Origin of the sequence: Streptomyces sp. QH1-20 (assembly GCF_041283565.1) — a bacterium.
GTDB classification, from domain to species: domain Bacteria; phylum Actinomycetota; class Actinomycetes; order Streptomycetales; family Streptomycetaceae; genus Streptomyces; species Streptomyces syringius.
Map to the genome: position 1 here is coordinate 1236597 of NZ_CP166299.1, position 16187 is coordinate 1252783.

Annotated in this window: 16 protein-coding genes; 15 read left to right on the forward strand and 1 reads right to left on the reverse strand. The window is 73.2% G+C overall.

The window, feature by feature from the left end:
* The first annotated feature begins 16 nt into the window (after positions 1–16).
* The 14 genes from bioB to AB8O64_RS05625 all read left to right on the forward strand — a co-directional run bounded on the left by bioB (position 17) and on the right by AB8O64_RS05625 (position 14512).
* The gene (gene bioB, locus AB8O64_RS05560) at positions 17–1237 is read left to right on the forward strand and encodes a biotin synthase BioB (RefSeq protein ID WP_370418143.1); all 1221 of its coding nucleotides are present in this window, start codon (positions 17–19) and stop codon (positions 1235–1237) included.
* Entirely contained in the window at positions 1230–2534 is a 1305-nt protein-coding gene (locus AB8O64_RS05565; RefSeq protein ID WP_370418144.1) for an adenosylmethionine--8-amino-7-oxononanoate transaminase, read from the forward strand. The genes bioB and AB8O64_RS05565 overlap by 8 nt, the downstream gene beginning before the upstream one ends.
* Before the next feature lie 179 nt (positions 2535–2713).
* Positions 2714–3427 carry a dethiobiotin synthase gene (bioD, locus tag AB8O64_RS05570; RefSeq protein WP_356458452.1) on the forward strand — a complete coding sequence of 238 codons (714 nt, stop codon included), beginning with the start codon at positions 2714–2716 and terminating at the stop codon, positions 3425–3427.
* A gap of 123 nt (positions 3428–3550) precedes the next feature.
* Entirely contained in the window at positions 3551–4231 is a 681-nt protein-coding gene (locus AB8O64_RS05575) for a class I SAM-dependent methyltransferase (protein ID WP_130876570.1), read from the forward strand.
* Positions 4232–4334: 103 nt separating this feature from the next.
* Positions 4335–4781 (forward strand): GNAT family N-acetyltransferase, encoded by a 447-nt coding sequence (locus AB8O64_RS05580; protein WP_370418145.1) that lies wholly within the window; start codon positions 4335–4337, stop codon positions 4779–4781.
* 166 nt (positions 4782–4947) lie between these two features.
* On the forward strand, positions 4948–6348 hold the full coding sequence (locus AB8O64_RS05585; RefSeq protein ID WP_370418146.1) for a hemolysin family protein: 1401 nt from the start codon (positions 4948–4950) through the stop codon (positions 6346–6348).
* Positions 6345–7358: a hemolysin family protein gene (locus AB8O64_RS05590; RefSeq protein ID WP_370418147.1), complete on the forward strand. Its 1014-nt coding sequence runs from the start codon at positions 6345–6347 to the stop codon at positions 7356–7358. The genes AB8O64_RS05585 and AB8O64_RS05590 overlap by 4 nt, the downstream gene beginning before the upstream one ends.
* Positions 7359–7430: 72 nt before the next feature.
* On the forward strand, positions 7431–8234 hold the full coding sequence (locus AB8O64_RS05595) for an SGNH/GDSL hydrolase family protein (RefSeq protein ID WP_370418148.1): 804 nt from the start codon (positions 7431–7433) through the stop codon (positions 8232–8234).
* 59 nt (positions 8235–8293) lie between these two features.
* Positions 8294–9736, forward strand: coding sequence for an adenylosuccinate lyase (gene purB, locus AB8O64_RS05600; protein WP_209514143.1), 1443 nt, complete (start codon positions 8294–8296; stop codon positions 9734–9736).
* A gap of 152 nt (positions 9737–9888) precedes the next feature.
* Positions 9889–10398, forward strand: coding sequence for a G/U mismatch-specific DNA glycosylase (gene mug / locus AB8O64_RS05605; protein ID WP_356449771.1), 510 nt, complete (start codon positions 9889–9891; stop codon positions 10396–10398).
* Positions 10399–10441: 43 nt separating this feature from the next.
* A complete protein-coding gene (locus AB8O64_RS05610) occupies positions 10442–11647 on the forward strand; it encodes a sensor histidine kinase (protein WP_370418149.1) in 1206 nt (401 codons plus the stop codon).
* Positions 11648–11723: 76 nt separating this feature from the next.
* A complete protein-coding gene (locus AB8O64_RS05615) occupies positions 11724–12524 on the forward strand; it encodes a VOC family protein (RefSeq protein WP_370418150.1) in 801 nt (266 codons plus the stop codon).
* Positions 12525–12585: 61 nt separating this feature from the next.
* Positions 12586–13236: a response regulator gene (locus AB8O64_RS05620; protein ID WP_370418151.1), complete on the forward strand. Its 651-nt coding sequence runs from the start codon at positions 12586–12588 to the stop codon at positions 13234–13236.
* Positions 13237–13345: 109 nt separating this feature from the next.
* Positions 13346–14512 (forward strand): ROK family protein, encoded by a 1167-nt coding sequence (locus AB8O64_RS05625; RefSeq protein WP_365376281.1) that lies wholly within the window; start codon positions 13346–13348, stop codon positions 14510–14512.
* Positions 14513–14536: 24 nt separating this feature from the next.
* Here the strand turns inward: AB8O64_RS05625 and AB8O64_RS05630 are convergent, their stop codons facing one another.
* Positions 14537–15277: a GntR family transcriptional regulator gene (locus AB8O64_RS05630; RefSeq protein ID WP_370418152.1), complete on the reverse strand. Its 741-nt coding sequence runs from the start codon at positions 15275–15277 to the stop codon at positions 14537–14539.
* Between the two features lie 150 nt (positions 15278–15427).
* On the opposite strand from AB8O64_RS05630, the gene AB8O64_RS05635 reads away from it, so the two are divergent.
* Positions 15428–16174 (forward strand): SDR family oxidoreductase, encoded by a 747-nt coding sequence (locus tag AB8O64_RS05635; protein WP_370418153.1) that lies wholly within the window; start codon positions 15428–15430, stop codon positions 16172–16174.
* Positions 16175–16187 lie beyond the last annotated feature (13 nt).

Genomic DNA, 16187 nt, shown 5'->3' on the forward strand with positions numbered 1-16187 from the left:
GGCGAGGATCGGCGCCATGGACCTGCTGAACACGCTGGTGGACAAGGGGTTGCGGCGGGAGCTGCCGACCCGCGAAGAGGCGCTCGCCGTACTGGCGACGACCGATGACGACCTGCTCGATGTGGTGGCCGCGGCGGGCAAAGTGCGCCGCCGGTGGTTCGGACGGCGGGTGAAGCTGAACTACCTCGTCAACCTCAAGTCCGGGCTCTGCCCCGAGGACTGCTCGTACTGCTCGCAGCGGCTGGGCTCCAAGGCCGAGATCCTCAAGTACACCTGGCTCAAGCCGGACGACGCCTCGAAGGCGGCGGCCGCGGGCGTCGCCGGCGGTGCGAAGCGGGTCTGCCTGGTCGCCAGCGGGCGCGGCCCGACGGACCGGGACATCGACCGGGTCTCGAAGACCATCGAGGCGATCAAGGAGCAGAACGAGGACGTCGAGGTGTGCGCCTGCCTCGGGCTGCTGACCGACGGACAGGCCGAGCGGCTGCGGGCCGCCGGAGCCGACGCCTACAACCACAACCTCAACACCTCCGAGGCGACGTACGGCGACATCACCACCACGCACACCTTCGCCGATCGCGTCGACACCGTGCAGCAGGCCCAGGCGGCGGGGATGTCCGCCTGCTCCGGGCTGATCGCGGGCATGGGCGAGAGCGACGCGGACCTGGTGGACGTGGTCTTCGCGCTGCGCGAGCTGAACCCGGACTCGGTGCCGGTCAACTTCCTCATCCCCTTCGAGGGGACCCCGCTGGCCAAGGAGTGGAACCTCACCCCGCAGCGCGCGCTGCGCATCCTGGCGATGGTGCGGTTCGTCTGCCCCGACGTGGAGGTACGGCTGGCGGGCGGCCGTGAGGTGCACCTGCGGTCGATGCAGCCGCTCGCGCTGCACCTCGCCAACTCGATCTTCCTCGGCGACTATCTGACCAGTGAGGGCCAGGAGGGCAAGGCGGACCTCGACATGATCGCGGACGCCGGCTTCGAGGTGGAGGGCACCGGCACCACGACGCTGCCCGCGCACCGTGCCGACGCGGTGGCGTCCGGCTGCGGCGGGCACGGGGGCGGCAGTTGCGGCCCCTGCGGGGACGGGGACACGGGTGCGGCCGCCGAGGCCACGGCCACCCCGGAGGCAGAGATTCCGGCTCCGGCCGGTGAAACCCGCGCGGACGCCGGCGAGGCCCGTACGGATCTGGTCGCCGTCCGCCGTCGCGGCGCCGGCACGGAGCTGCCTCCCAATGCCTGAGCCGCTCACCGCGGGCGAGTTGCTCGCCCTCGACAAGCAGCACGTCTGGCATCCGTACGGTCCGATGCCCGGCCGGGTCGACCCGCTGGTGGTCGAGTCCGCGTCGGGGGTGCGGTTGCGGCTCGCCGAACCGGTCGACGGCGTCGTCGAGTTGATCGACGGCATGTCGTCGTGGTGGTCGGCGGTCCACGGCTACAACCACCCGGTGCTCAACGCGGCGGCCCAGGAGCAGCTGGGGAAGATGAGCCATGTGATGTTCGGCGGGCTCACTCATGAGCCCGCCGTGCGGCTCGCCACCCGCCTGGTGGAGATCACCCCGGAACCGCTGCGCCATGTCTTCCTCTCCGACTCCGGTTCGGTGTCGGTCGAGGTGGCCGTGAAGATGTGCCTGCAGTACTGGCGTTCGGTCGGCAGGCCGGGCAAGCAGCGGCTGCTGACCTGGCGCGGCGGCTACCACGGCGACACCTGGCAGCCGATGTCGGTGTGCGACCCGGACGGCGGCATGCACGCGCTGTGGTCCGGTGTGCTGCCGCGCCAGATCTTCGCGGACGCGCCGCCCACCGGGTTCGACGCCGAGCCCGATCCGGCGTACGTCGCACACCTGCGGGAGCTCGTCGCGCGGCACGCCGACGAGCTGGCCGCGGTGATCGTCGAGCCCGTGGTGCAGAACGCCGGCGGCATGCGCTTCCACTCCCCCGCGTATCTGCGGGTGCTGCGGGAGGCGTGCGACGAGCACGGGGTGCTGTTGATCTTCGACGAGATCGCCACGGGCTTCGGCCGCACGGGCCCGCTGTTCGCCTCCGGGCACGCCGGTGTCTCCCCCGATGTGCTGTGCCTGGGCAAGGCGCTGACCGGCGGGTATCTCACGATGGCCGCGACGCTGTGCACCTCGCGGGTGGCGGAGGGGATCTCCCGGGGCGAGGTGCCGGTGCTCGCGCACGGCCCGACGTTCATGGCCAACCCCTTGGGCGCCGCGATCGCGAACGCCTCGATCGACCTGCTGCTCGCGCGGGACTGGCGGACGGACGTCAAGCGGATCGAGGCCGGGCTGCGCGAGGGCCTGGCCGACGCGGCCGAACTCCCGGCGGTACGGGAGGTCCGCGTGCTCGGCGCCATCGGGGTGGTCGAGCTGGACCACGACGTGGACATGGCCGCGGCGACCCGGGCCGCGGTGCGGGCGGGCGTCTGGCTGCGGCCGTTCCGCAATCTCGTGTACACGATGCCGCCCTACATCACCGGGGACGAGGACGTGGCCAGGATCTGCGCCGGGGTACGGGCCGTCGCGGCGGCGGGGTAACCCCGGCCGGCCGGGGGCGGGGACGTCCTCCCGCCCCCGGCCGGCCCGTCGGAACACATCGCTCACGAAGAACGGCGGCGGACGCCGGGAGACGCCGGCTCGGCACCGGCGGCCGACCGGCTCACCGGGCCGCCGGCAGGCACACCGCGCTGCGCGCGCGGCGAACGGAGGCAGAAATCATGTCCGTACTCGTCGTCACCGGCACCGGCACCGAGGTCGGCAAGACCGTCGTGACCGCGGCGGTCGCGGCCGCGGCGGTGGCCGCCGGCCGCTCCGTGGCCGTGCTCAAGCCCGCCCAGACGGGCGTCACGGCACAGGAGCCGGGGGACGTCGCGGAGGTCGAGCGGCTGGCGGGGGCGGTGACGGGCCTCGAACTCGCCCGGTACCCCGAGCCGTTGGCACCCGCGACGGCCGCCCGCCGGGCGGGCCGCGCGCCGGTGCGTCCGAAGGAGATCGAGCAGGCGGCGGCGCGCCTGGCCGAAAGCCATGACCTGGTGCTGGTCGAGGGCGCGGGCGGGCTGCTCGTCCGGCTGGACGAGGCGGGCTCGACGCTCGCGGACGTGGCCGGGCTGCTGGACGCGCCGGTCCTCGTCGTCGCCCAGCCGGGCCTGGGCACGCTCAACATCACCGCGCTCACGGCCGAGGCCCTGCGTTCGCGCGGTCTGCGCTGCGCGGGTGTGGTCATCGGCAGTTGGCCGGCCGTGCCCGACCTCGCCACCCTCTGCAATCTCGCCGACCTCCCCGAGGCGGCGGGAGCCCCCTTGCTGGGAGCCGTCCCCGAGGGCGCGGGCACCCTCCCCGCGGCCACCTTCCGTACCGCGGCCCCCAGCTGGCTGGCGCCGGAGCTGTCCGGCGGCTGGGACGCGGAGCGCTTCGCGTCGCAGCACCACTGAGCGCCACGGCGGCGGCCGGGCGCACGCCCGTCCCACCCCAAGGAGGCGGCGCGGCGACGGTGGGGGCGGGTTCGACCGGGGAAGAATCGCGGTAGCCGTCGTATCCCCGGGAAGGGGTGTGTCATGCCGCGGAACACCAGAACGCCGCACGACGCCGTGCACCATCCGCTGTTCGCGCGGGTGTACGCGAAGCTGAGCCCGGTGGCCGACCGGCGGGCCGGAGTGGCCGCGCACCGGCGGGAGTTGCTGGACGGGCTGTCGGGCCGGGTCATCGAGATCGGCGCGGGGAACGGGCTGAACTTCTCCTATTACCCGGGGACCGTCTCCGAGGTCGTGGCGATCGAGCCGGAGCGGCTGCTGCGGCGGCTGGCGGTGGAGTCCGCCGTGCGCGCCGGGGTACCGGTGGACGTCGTGCCGGGGGCGGCGGAGGCGCTGCCGGTGAAGAGCGAGGCGTACGACGCGGCGGTGGCGTCATTGGTGCTGTGTTCCGTGCGGGATGTGCGGCGCGCTCTGGCGGAGTTGCGCCGGGTGTTGCGGCCGGGTGGTGAGCTGCGGTTCTTCGAGCACGGGCTGGCGCAGGGCCGGGGGCAGGCGACCGTGCAGCGGGCGCTGGACCGGACCGTCTGGCCGGTGCTGTTCGGTGGCTGTCACACGGCGCGGGACCCGCTGGCCGAGATCGAGGCGGCGGGCTTCGAGCTGGGTCCGTACCGTCGGCTGCGGGTACCGGCGGGCAGAGTGCCGACGCCCGCTTCGCCCTGTGTGCTGGGGGTCGCCAGGCGACCGCTCGAAAGCGACGGGAGGTGACCGGCGGGTGATCGGCGCGGGTGCCGCGCCCCAGCGGCGCGGCACCTGACCGGATGGCGAAACATGCTCGACACCGCGCCCCGGCCGGTGATGGGATCGCCGAATGAGCGATCTTCACATACGAGTCGCGGAGCCCGCGGAGCTCGACACCGTGCTGGCCTTCTGGAAGGACGCCGCCGAAGGGACCAGCATCAGCGACGACCGCACGGGCGTGGCCCGGCTTCTCGACCGCGACCCCGAGTCGCTGCTGCTGGCCGAGTACGACGGCGAGCTGGCCGGCACCGTGATCGCCGGCTTCGACGGCTGGCGGTGTCATCTCTACCGGCTCGCCGTCCATCCCCGCCACCGCCGCCGGGGCGTGGCGCGCGCGCTGCTCGCAGCCGCCGAGGAGCGGTTCGTCTCGCTCGGCGGGCGCCGCGGGGACGCGATGGTCCTGGACCACAACGATGCGGCACACCACGCGTGGCGTGCGGCGGGCTACACCCTTGAGCCGCAGTGGAGCCGCTGGGTCAAGCCCCTCGAGGCCACCCGGACCGCACCGCTTTGCTGATCCTTTACCATTGAATGGTCAAACTGGTCTTCTTGGTCCTTCTTCACCCACCACGAGCCAACGAAAGGTGTGAGCGTCCAGCCATGGGCGAGCCTCCCAGTAGTCCCCGGAGTCGACATCGCGCGCTCCTTGCGTCCCTGCCGGATCATGGGACGGAGGTGAACCGATGATCGAAGTACTCCTCCTACTGGTCGCCCTGCTGCTGACCCTGGCCTGTGCCGTCTTCGTCGCGGCCGAGTTCTCCCTCACCACCGTCGAGCGGGGCGAGCTGGAGCGGGCCGTCGAGAAGGGCGACCGCGGTGCCGAGGGCACGCTCAAGGCGGTGCGCGGCCTCACCTTCCAGCTCTCGGGCGCCCAGCTGGGCATCACGGTCACCGGTCTGATCATCGGCATGATCTCCAAGCCGTCCATCGCGGCACTGCTCACCGGCCCGATGAAGGCGCTCGGCCTGTCCGCCTCCGTGGCGTCCTCGACCGCCCTGGTGCTGGGCACCGTGATCTCCACCGTGGTGCTGATGGTCGTCGGCGAGCTCGTGCCGAAGAACTGGGCGATCTCCCGGCCGCTGCCGGTGGCGAAGCGGGTCTCGGGCCCGCAGCGCGCGTTCAGCGCGGCGTTCCGGCCCCTGATCACCCACCTCAACAACACCGCCAACCGCACGCTGCACCGGATGGGCCTGGAGCCGGCCGAGGAGCTGGCCACGGCGCGCTCGCCCCAGGAACTGGTCGCGCTCGCCCGGCACTCCGCCAAGGAGGGCGCGCTGGAGGCGGACACCGCCGAGCTGTTCGTCCGGACGCTGAACCTCGCCGAGCTGACGGCGGAGAACGTGATGACGCCCCGCGTCCAGGTCACCGCGCTGGGCGCGGAGACCACGGCCGAGGACGTCGCCAACGCCACCCGGGCGACCGGCCTGTCCCGCTTCCCCGTCTACCGGGGCAATCTCGACACGGTCGTCGGCATCGCCCACATCAAGGACGTCCTCGCGATACCCGCCGAGCAGCGCCCGCACCACCCCGTCGCGGCGCTGCTGCGCGAGCCGCTGCTCGTGCCGGAGTCGCTGACGGTGGACCGGCTGCTGGACCGGCTGTCGGCCAAGCGCAGCATGGCGGTCGTCATCGACGAGTACGGCGGTACGGCCGGCGTGGTCACCCTGGAGGACATCATCGAGGAGGTCGTCGGCGAGGTCCGCGACGAGCACGACCCCGTCGAGATCCCCGACCTCGCCCCGGCCGGGCAGGACGCCGCGGGACGCGAGCTCTACGACGCGGACGGCGCGGCCCGCACCGACCAGCTGGAGGCCATCGGCCTGCGGGCACCGGACGGCCCGTACGAGACGCTGGCCGGGCTGGTCGCGACCGAGCTCGGCCGGATCCCGGCCGAGGGCGACACGGTCGAGGTGGAGGGCTGGCGGATCGACGTGGTCGACGCCTCCGGCCGTCGCGCGGCGCGGATCCGGCTGACGGCTCCGCCCCTGGACACCGGCCCCGACCACCCCCGCGGCGGACCCGGCCTCGACTCCGCGACAGGCGGCGGATCCCGCTTCCGGAGCCGTAAGGAGGCCGGCCGATGACCGCCGTCCAACTGCTCATCGGCCTGGCGACGCTGGTCGTCAACGCCTTCTTCGTCGGCGCGGAGTTCGCCCTGATCTCGGTGCGCCGCAGTCAGATCGAGCCGTACGCCGAGCGCGGTGACCGGCGTGGCCGCAGTGTCCTGTGGGGCCTGCGGCACATCTCGGCGCTGATGGCCGCGGCCCAGCTCGGCATCACGCTGTGCACCCTGGTGCTCGGTGTGGTCGCCGAACCGGCGATCGCCCATCTCCTGGAGCCGGTCTTCCACGCGGTCGGCATGCCGGCCGGGCTGACCCACCCGGTGTCGTTCGTGATCGCGCTGGCCGTGGCGACGTATCTGCACATGCTCTTCGGCGAGATGGTGCCGAAGAACATCGCCCTCGCCGAACCGGTGCGCACCGCGCTGCTGCTCGGCCCGCCGCTGGTCACCCTCGCACGGGCGCTGCGCCCGGTGGTGTTCGCCATCAACCAGCTGGCGAATTCGCTGCTGAAGCTGTTGCGGGTGGAGCCCAAGGACGAGGTCGCGGCGACCTTCTCGGACGACCAGCTCGCCCGGATCGTCGCCGACTCCAGCGCGGCGGGCCTGCTGGACGCCCGGGCCACCGAGCGGCTGCGGGACGTGCTGGAGCTGGGCTCCCGCCCGGTCCAGGATGTCGTGATGCCGGTCGAGCGGGTCGTCTCCGCCCCCTTCGGCATCACCCCCGAGGGGCTGGAGCGGCTCTCCGCGGAATCGGGGTTCTCCCGCTTCCCGGTGGTGGACGACGCGGGCCGGATCACGGGCTATCTGCACGTGAAGGACGCGCTGGACGCCGAGCCGCGCGATGTGCCCTTCCCGCGCCGCCGGATGCGCCCGATCGCCCAGGTACGGGCGGCCACCCCGCTGGACGACGTGATCACGGCGATGCGCGGCACCGGCACCCACCTCGCGGCCGTCATCGGCGCGGACGACCGGCTGGCCGGACTGGTCACGCTGGAGGACGTCCTGCGCGAGCTGGTGGGCCAGCGGCCGTGAGGCGCCCCCGGCGCGGCGGCACCGGCACCCCGTGCCGGTGCCGTCGCGCCGGGGAGTAGGATCGCCCGCGCCATGCAGATCAATGCGACCTACACATACACGAGCTTCGTCGCCGTCGGTGACTCCTTCACCGAGGGCATGTCCGACGAGCTGCCGGACGGCTCGTACCGCGGCTGGGCCGATCTCCTCGCGGCCCGCCTCGCGGCTCGCGCCCCCGGCTTCCGCTACGCGAACCTCGCCGTGCGCGGCAAGCTCATCGGCCAGATCGCCGACGAGCAGTCGGTGCCCGCCGCCGCGATGGGCGCCGATCTGGTGACGCTGGTCGGCGGACTCAACGACGTCCTGCGCCCCAAGTGCGATGTGGACCTGGTCTGCGCGCGGCTGGACGAAGCGGCGGCGCGGCTCGCGCCGAGCTGCCGCCGGCTGGTGCTGATGCGCAGCCCGGGGCGGCAGGGTCCGGTGATGGAGCGGTTCCGGCCGCGCATGGAGCAGCTCTTCGGCTTCATCGACGACCTGGCCGACCGGCACGGCGCGCTGGTCGTCGATCTCTTCGGCGCCGAGGTGCTGGGCGACTCCCGGCTGTGGGCCGAGGACCGGCTGCATCTGAACGCCGAGGGGCACCGGCGGGTGGCCGAGGCCGTGTGGCAGGCGCTCGGGCACGAGGCGTCGTTCGACTGGCGGGAGCCCCTGCCCCCGCTGGTCCGCCCCGGCTGGGCGGCCCGCCGGACCTCGGACGCCCGGTTCGCCCGCGAGCACCTGGTGCCGTGGATAGGCCGCCGGCTGACCGGACGCTCCAGCGGGGACGGCCGCCCGCCCAAGCGGGCCGAGCTGACGCCGTACGGGGGCCACACCGAGCCCGCCGAGCCGCTCTCGTAGCAACGCACAAACCGGGGCGGGGCGCTGGCCTGCGTAAAACGCCAGTAGAATCCGGTCACGTGACTGCTGCGTCTTTGAAGCCCCGCATCCCCAACGTCCTCGCCGGCCGCTACGCCTCCACCGAGCTGGCCGTCCTGTGGTCCCCCGAGTACAAGGTCAAGCTGGAGCGGAAGCTGTGGCTCGCGGTACTCCGCGCCCAGAAGGACCTGGGGATCGAGGTGCCGGACGCCGCCCTCGCCGATTACGAGCGGGTCCTGGACCAGGTCGACCTGGCCTCCATCGCCGAGCGCGAGAAGGTCACCCGGCATGACGTGAAGGCCCGGATCGAGGAGTTCAACGCCCTGGCCGGCCACGAGCACGTCCACAAGGGCATGACCTCCCGTGACCTCACGGAGAACGTGGAGCAGCTCCAGATCCGGCTCTCGCTGGAGCTGATGCGCGACCGCACGGTCGCCGTCCTCGCCCGCCTCGGCAAGCTCTCCGGCGAGTACGCCGAGCTGGTCATGGCGGGACGCTCGCACAACGTCGCCGCGCAGGCCACCACCCTCGGCAAGCGCTTCGCGACCACCGCCGACGAGCTGCTCGTCGCCTACGGGCGGCTGGAGGAGCTGCTCGGCCGCTACCCGCTGCGCGGCATCAAGGGCCCCGTCGGCACCGCGCAGGACATGCTGGACCTGCTCGGCGGCGACGCCTCGAAGCTGGCCGAGCTGGAGCAGCGGATCGCGGGCCACCTCGGCTTCGCGCACGCCTTCACCTCCGTCGGCCAGGTCTACCCGCGCTCGCTGGACTACGACGTGGTCACCTCGCTGGTGCAGCTGGCCGCCGCGCCGTCCTCGCTGGCCAAGACCGTCCGGCTGATGGCCGGCCACGAGCTGGTCACCGAGGGCTTCAAGCCGGGTCAGGTCGGCTCGTCCGCGATGCCGCACAAGATGAACACCCGCTCCTGCGAGCGCGTCAACGGCCTCATGGTCATCCTGCGCGGTTACGCCTCGATGACCGGCGAGCTGGCGGGCGACCAGTGGAACGAGGGCGACGTCTCCTGCTCGGTGGTGCGCCGCGTCGCGCTGCCGGACGCGTTCTTCGCGCTCGACGGCCTGCTGGAGACGTTCCTGACGGTGCTCGACGAGTTCGGCGCGTTCCCGGCCGTCGTCGCCCGTGAGCTGGACCGCTACCTCCCCTTCCTCGCCACCACCAAGGTGCTGATGGGCGCGGTGCGCGCCGGGGTCGGCCGTGAGGTCGCCCACGAGGTCATCAAGGAGCACGCGGTGGCCTCCGCGCTGGCGATGCGCGAGCAGGGTGCCGAGCGCAACGAGCTGCTCGACAAGCTCGCCGCCGACGAGCGCATCCCGCTGGACCGCGCGGGTCTCGACGCCCTGATGGCCGACAAGCTGTCGTTCACCGGCGCCGCCGGTGACCAGGTCGCCACGGTCGTCGCCCGGATCGAGGAGATCGCCAAGCAGCACCCGGAGGCGGCCGCGTACGCCCCCGGCGCCATCCTCTGACGCTCCCCCGCGTCTCCCGGACCGCCCGCCCCCGCGTCCTTGCCGGACACGGCGGCGGGCGGTCCGCGTTGCCCAGGAGCACCAAGGGCGCTACGGGCTACCGCCTATCATCGGAATGTCCTCTGCTCCGTTGAAACAAGGTGGGCCGCACAGTGGTAGGTGACGTGGTCGCGGAGGATCTGCGGGTCCTGTTCTGCGGCATCAACCCCGGGCTGATGTCCGCAGCCACGGGCCATCACTTCGCGAGGCCGGGCAATCGCTTCTGGCCCGTGCTGCACCGGTCCGGCTTCACGCCCCGGCAGCTCGCCCCGGCCGAGCAGGAGGAACTGCTCGCGTACGGGCTGGGCATCACCAACGTCGTGGACCGGCCCTCCGCACGGGCCGACGAGGTGAGCAAGGAGGAGTTCCGCGCGGGCGGGCTGCTGCTCACCGAGAAGGTGGCACGGTTGCGGCCCCGGTGGCTGGCGGTCGTCGGCGTCACCGCGTACCGGATCGCCTTCGACGACAAGCGCGCGGTGATCGGGCCCCAGGAACGCACGATCGGCCCGACGCGGATCTGGGTGCTCCCCAACCCGAGCGGTCTGAACGCCTCCTGGACGCTGCCGAGGATGACCGAGGAGTACGAGCGGCTGCGGGCCGCCGCCGAATCCACCGCCGACTGAGACCGCCACACGACCGCAGCGGGGCCGCTGCGAGGATGGCGGCATGCTCGCCCCACCGCGCCCCGCCCCGCAGCGCCTCGTGTTCCGGGCCGTCACCTTCACGCGCTGGCTGCATCTGGTCATGGCCACCGTGCTCGCCACGGTCTGCGCGCTCGTCCACCCGGGGCTGGCCGGCCTCGGCACGCGGCAGGCGGCCTGGCTGCTGATCACACCCGTGCCCCTGCTGGTGGCGCTGGCGATGGTCCCGGCGGTCCGGCTGTCGGAGGGGGTGCAGGCCCGGCTGCTGCTGTTCCCCGGCGCGCACGACGGCGGGACGCCCGCTTCCCGCAGCGCGTCGTGGGGCGACCGGTGGCGGACGGCGCTCTGGCTGGTGCTGCGCTACGAACTGGGCGTACTGACGGCGTTCCTGAGCGTGTGGGTCCCCCCGCTCACGTGGGCCCTGCTGCGCTCCGCCGACCGTGGACGGGTCCTCGAGCCGGCTCCGTGGTGGCCGGCGGGCGAGGGCCGGTGGTACGCGCTGCTCGCGCCGTTGCCTCCGGTCTTTCTGCTGGCGTTCGTCGTCGCGGCGGGCGCGGCGCTGGCAGCGACGGCCAAGGCCCTGCTCGGGCCGTCGGCGGCCGAGCGGCTCGCCGCGTTGGAGGAGCGCACGGAACGGCTGCTGGAACACAACCGCCTGGCACGGGAGTTGCACGACTCCGTCGGGCACGCCCTGACGGTGGCCGTGGTCCAGGCGGGCGCGGCCCGGGCCGCGGGGTCCGCGGAGTTCACCGAGCAGGCGCTGGCCGCGATCGAGGAGACGGGCCGGCACGCCCTGGAGGACCTGGAACGGGTGCTGGGCATTCTGCGCGAGGACGCCCCGCCGGCGGCCGGCCGCCCCACCCTCGCCGACGCCGAGCGGCTGCTGACGGCGGCGCGCGGCTCGGGGGCGCAGGTCACCTCCGAGGTGACCGGTGCGCTGGACACCGTGCCGGGGCCGGTGTCGCGGGAGGGGTACCGCATCGTCCAGGAGGCGCTGACCAATGTGGTGCGGCACGCGGGCCCGGTGCCGGTGTCGGTACGGATCGCCGTCCGCGACCGGACCGTGGAGCTGGAGATCCGCAACGCGCTGTCCGGGGCGGGCGGCACGGTCTCCGGCAGCGGCAGCGGGCTGCGGGGCATCCGTGAGCGTGCCGCCCTGCTCGGCGGGCAGGCCGAGGCGGGGGCGCACGAGGACGGGTGGCGCGTGCGGGCGGTGCTGCCCCTGCGCTGACCGGCCGTGCGGCCGGGCCCGGCACTGACTAGCGTGAAAAGAGGGACCGTGTCGGCCGAGCCGAAGGGAGCAGGTCATGGCCGCACTGGCGGAAGGCATGCCGTGCTGGGTGGACGCGACGTTCACGGATGTCGAGGGCGCGAAACACTTCTACGGCGATCTCCTGGGCTGGACGTTCGGTGAGAGCGCGGCGGAGTTCGGCGATTACGCACAGGCGTACGCGGACGGCAAGGCGGTGGCCGCCGTGGCCCCGCCGATGCCCGGGCAGGAACAGGACACGGAGGCCGCCTGGTGTCTGTACCTCGCGTCACCGGACGTCGCCGCCACCGCCGAGAAGATCAGCGGCAACGGCGGCGAGATACTGCTGGAGCCGATGCGGGTGGGCGACTTCGGCTCGATGGTGCTCGCGAAGGACCCGGGCGGTGTCCTCTTCGGCGTCTGGCAGGCGGGGACCCACGAGGGCTTCGAGAAACGCGAGGGTACGGGCGCGTTCTGCTGGGCCGAGGTGTTCACCCGGCAGCCGGAGAAGGCGGACGCCTTCTTCCCCGCCGTCTTCCCCTACAGCACGCAGCGCATGGAGGACGACGAGGTCGATTTCAAGGTGTTCAACCTCGGTGACGACACCGTGCTGGGGCGGATGGCGATGACGGAGGAGTTTCCGCCCGAGGTGCCGCCGTACATCAATGTCTTCTTCGCCGTGGACGACTGCGAAGCGGCGGTGGAGAGGGCGGTCAAGGGCGGCGGGGAGGTGAAGTTCGGACCGATGGGGACCCCGTTCGGCCGGTTCGCGGCGCTGACCGACCCGCAGGGCGCGCCGTTCTCCGTGATGGACCTCGGCACTCGGGAAGGCGACATGCCGACGATGTCCGCGGCCTGATCACCACGAGCCCCGCCGGGGCCCGCCCGCAGCCGCCCTGACGCCCCGTTAGGCTGGCCGGGTGCCGATAACCGTGCTGCTCGTGGACGACGAACCCCTGGTGCGCGCCGGGCTGCGCGCCATCCTCTCCGCGCAGCCGGACATCGAGGTGGCGGGCGAGGCGGCGGACGGCGCGGCCGTACTGCCGCTGGTGCGGAGCCTGCGGCCGGACGTGGTGGCGATGGACGTGCGGATGCCGCTGCTGGACGGCATCGAGGCGACCCGGGCGGTGCTGCGCACGGTGGCGGCGCCCCCGAAGATCCTGGTCGTGACGACGTTCGAAAACGATAGTTATGTCTACGACGCGTTGCGGGCCGGAGCCGACGGCTTCCTCCTCAAGCGGGCCGCGCCGGCGGAGATCGTGCAGGCGGTACGGACGGTGGCCGCGGGCGATTCGCTGCTGTTCCCCGCCGCGCTGCGCAGGCTCGCGGCCTCCTACGGCAACGAGCGCGCCCGCGCGGCGATGGAGCGGGCGGCGCTGACGGCCCGGGAGGCGGACGTGCTGCGGCTGATGGCGCGCGGCATGTCCAACCCGGAGATCGCCGCGAGCCTGACCCTGGGCACGGAGACGGTGAAGACGCACGTCAGCGCGGTCCTGGCGAAGCTGGGGGCGCGGGACCGCACCCAAGCGGTGATCGCGGCGTACGAGTCGGGATTCGTCGCGCCGGGGTGAGCCCCGGACACCTCGTCCGGGCCGCGTCCCGACGCTCGCCGACCCGCACGGCACCGGATACGATCCGCACGTCAGGGCAAAGGGGCGCGCGAAGCGAGGAGGCGGCACGTTGGGGCGGCTCACCGGTGGGGATCCGTCTCTGCTGCGGCGGATCAATTCGGCCGTGGTCCTGCACGCGTTGCGCACCGCCGCCCCGTCCGCGGCACCCACGCTCACCGACCTCGTCAAGCTGACCGGGCTGTCCCGGCCGACCGTCGAGGGCGTGATCGAGGGGCTGATGGAGTCCGGCCTCGTGATGGAGGCGTCCGCCGAGGAGGGCGCGGCACGCCGCCAGGGCCGCCCGGCGCGGCGTTTCAGGTTCCGGGTCGAGGCGGGGCATCTGCTGGGCATCGAGATCGGGCCGCACCGGGTCGCCGCCCTCCTGGCGGATCTGCGCGGACGGGTCATGGGGTCGGCGTCCCTGGAGGTGTCCGAGACCGCGTCGGCCGACGAGCGGCTGGAGCGGGTGCGGGAGGCCGTCGCCGATCTGCTGCGGCGCTCCGGTGTGGCGTGCGGTTCGTTGCGCGCGGTGGGGGTGGCGAGCCCCGGCATCGTGGAGGCGGACGGGACGGTCCGGCTGGGTACGGCGCTGCCGGAGTGGACCGGGCTGCGGCTCGGGGAGCGGCTGCGCCGCTCGTTCCGCTGTCCGGTGCTGGTGGAGAACGACGCGAACGCCGCCGCGGTGGCCGAGCACTGGAAGGGCGCGGCCACCGACTCCGACGATGTCGTCTTCGTGCTCGCGGGGCTGAGCCCGGGGGCCGGTTCGCTGATCGGCGGGCGGCTGCACCGGGGATTCGGTGGTGCGGCCGGGGAGATCGGCGCACTGCATCTGCTGGGCCGGGAGGCCACCCCGGAGGAGGTGCTGTCCACCACCGGGGAGCCGCTGCATCCGCTGGACGAGGCGCAGGTGGCGCGGGTGTTCACGCTGGCCCGGGAGGGCGACGCGCAGGCGCGGGCGGCGGTGGAGCGGTTCATGCGGCGGCTGGTGCACGACGTGGCGGCGCTGGTGCTGGCGCTCGACCCGGAGCTGGTCGTGGTGGGCGGCTGGGCGGCCGGACTGGACGGTGTGCTGGAGCCGCTGCGGGCCGAGTTGGCCCGCTATTGTCTGCGGCCGCCGCGGGTGGCGCAGTCGCTGCTGGGCGAGGCCGCGGTGGCGACGGGCGCGCTGCGACTGGCCCTCGACCACGTGGAGGAACAGCTCTTCGCGGTCGAGAGCACGGTCACGGCACGTCGCTGACCGGGCCCCGGAGATCGAGCGGCGTCAGCCGGCCAGCAGCTGCATGCCCGAGTCGCCGAAGGTGAGCTTGCAGGTGTCGGCACGGTAGGTGGCCACGGCGACGGCGACGGTGCGGCCGTTCGCGTAGTAGCGGGTGGTGACGAGGAGGACGGGCGAGCCGGGCAGCCGGTCGAGCTGCTTGGCGTCGTCGGCACGGGCCGAGCCGAGCTCGACGGACCGGTCCTGGCCCTCCAGGTCCAGCCGCTGCAGCTCGCGCAGCACGGCCCGGGCGCGGCCCGCACCGGTGAGCGTGCCGATGGCGGCGAGCGAGGGGACGCTGTCCGCCGGTACGTACAGCAGCTCGGCGGCGACCGGCTGGCCGTGGTTGCCGCGGGTGCGGCGGACGGTGTGCACGGCGGCGTCGGCAGCGGTGCCGAGGAGGCGGGCGACGGCGGCGGGCGGGGCGGCCATGACGCTGTCGACGGGCTGCCAGCTGTCGGCGCCCGCGCCGGGCCAGCTGTGCTCGGCGTCGCCGACGGCGACGCCGACCCGGGGCGGGGCGACGGTGGTGCCGACACCGCGGCGGCGCTGGAGGCGGCCTTCCAGCTCGAGCTGTTCGAGGGCCTGTCGGAGCGTGGCCCGGGCGACGCCGAAGCGGGCCGCCAGCTCACGTTCGTTGGGCAGGATCTCGCCCACGGCGAACTCGGAGTCGAGTGCGTCGGTGAGCACGGTCTTCAGGTGCCAGTACTTCGGCTCCGGCACCGTTTCCAGCTGCGTGGTCCCCACCCTGATCCTCCGCAAAGGCTTTTTGCGCGCTTCTTTATTAAAGGTTGTTGCAGTATCCCTGCGACCATAGGACGGTACGCACACTTGGTCAAGACCAATGACAGAGGTACGGTCGATGATCATCAGCTCTTCATACTCGGGGCGGCGAACATGGATCAGGTCACCGTGATCACGGGTGGCGGGCGGGGCATCGGGGCGGCGGTCGCGGTGCGGCTGGCTCGCGCCGGACACCACGTCGGCATCGGCTACGAACGGGCCAGGGACGCCGCGGAGGAGACCGCGGCCGCGGTCCGGGCGGCGGGCGGGAAGTGTGTGGCCGTACAGGCCGACACCAGCGTCGAGTCCCAGGTCGACGAGCTGTTCGACACCGTGCGGGAGCGGCTGGGGCCGATCACCGGTCTGGTCAACAACGCCGGGATCACCGGGCTGCTCGGCCGGTTCACCGAGACGCCCGTGGAGCGCATGCGCCGCGTCGTCGACGTCAATGTGACGGGGGCGCTGATCTGCGCCCGGCGGGCGGCCCTGGAGATGTCGACGCGGCACGGCGGACAGGGCGGCGCGATCGTGAACATCTCCTCGGGCGCGGCGACTCTGGGCAGCCCCGGCGAGTACGTGCACTACGCGGCGAGCAAGGCCGCCGTGGACGCGCTCACCGTGGGCCTGGCCAAGGAGCTCGCCCAGGAAGGCGTCCGGGTCAACTCGGTGCAGCCCGGCATGATCGTCACCGATATCCACGCCTCGATGGGCGACCCCGAGCGGCCGTGGCGCAACGCCGACCGCGTCCCCATGGGCCGCCCCGGCGAGCCGGAAGAAGTCGCGGGGGCGGTGGCGTGGCTGATGTCGCCGGAGGCGTCGTACACCACGGGCGCCGTGCTGCGCGTGGCCGGCGGACTCTGACGGCGAGGGCCGC

Coding starts and splice junctions, on each gene's coding strand:
- AB8O64_RS05575 (WP_130876570.1), top strand. CDS start 3,551: ATGCCGCGGAACACCAGAACGCCGCACGACGCCGTGCACCATCCGCTG.
- AB8O64_RS05565 (WP_370418144.1), top strand. CDS start 1,230: ATGCCTGAGCCGCTCACCGCGGGCGAGTTGCTCGCCCTCGACAAGCAG.
- AB8O64_RS05595 (WP_370418148.1), top strand. CDS start 7,431: ATGCAGATCAATGCGACCTACACATACACGAGCTTCGTCGCCGTCGGT.
- AB8O64_RS05580 (WP_370418145.1), top strand. CDS start 4,335: ATGAGCGATCTTCACATACGAGTCGCGGAGCCCGCGGAGCTCGACACC.
- AB8O64_RS05615 (WP_370418150.1), top strand. CDS start 11,724: ATGGCCGCACTGGCGGAAGGCATGCCGTGCTGGGTGGACGCGACGTTC.
- AB8O64_RS05610 (WP_370418149.1), top strand. CDS start 10,442: ATGCTCGCCCCACCGCGCCCCGCCCCGCAGCGCCTCGTGTTCCGGGCC.
- AB8O64_RS05585 (WP_370418146.1), top strand. CDS start 4,948: ATGATCGAAGTACTCCTCCTACTGGTCGCCCTGCTGCTGACCCTGGCC.
- AB8O64_RS05590 (WP_370418147.1), top strand. CDS start 6,345: ATGACCGCCGTCCAACTGCTCATCGGCCTGGCGACGCTGGTCGTCAAC.
- bioB (WP_370418143.1), top strand. CDS start 17: ATGGACCTGCTGAACACGCTGGTGGACAAGGGGTTGCGGCGGGAGCTG.
- AB8O64_RS05635 (WP_370418153.1), top strand. CDS start 15,428: ATGGATCAGGTCACCGTGATCACGGGTGGCGGGCGGGGCATCGGGGCG.
- bioD (WP_356458452.1), top strand. CDS start 2,714: ATGTCCGTACTCGTCGTCACCGGCACCGGCACCGAGGTCGGCAAGACC.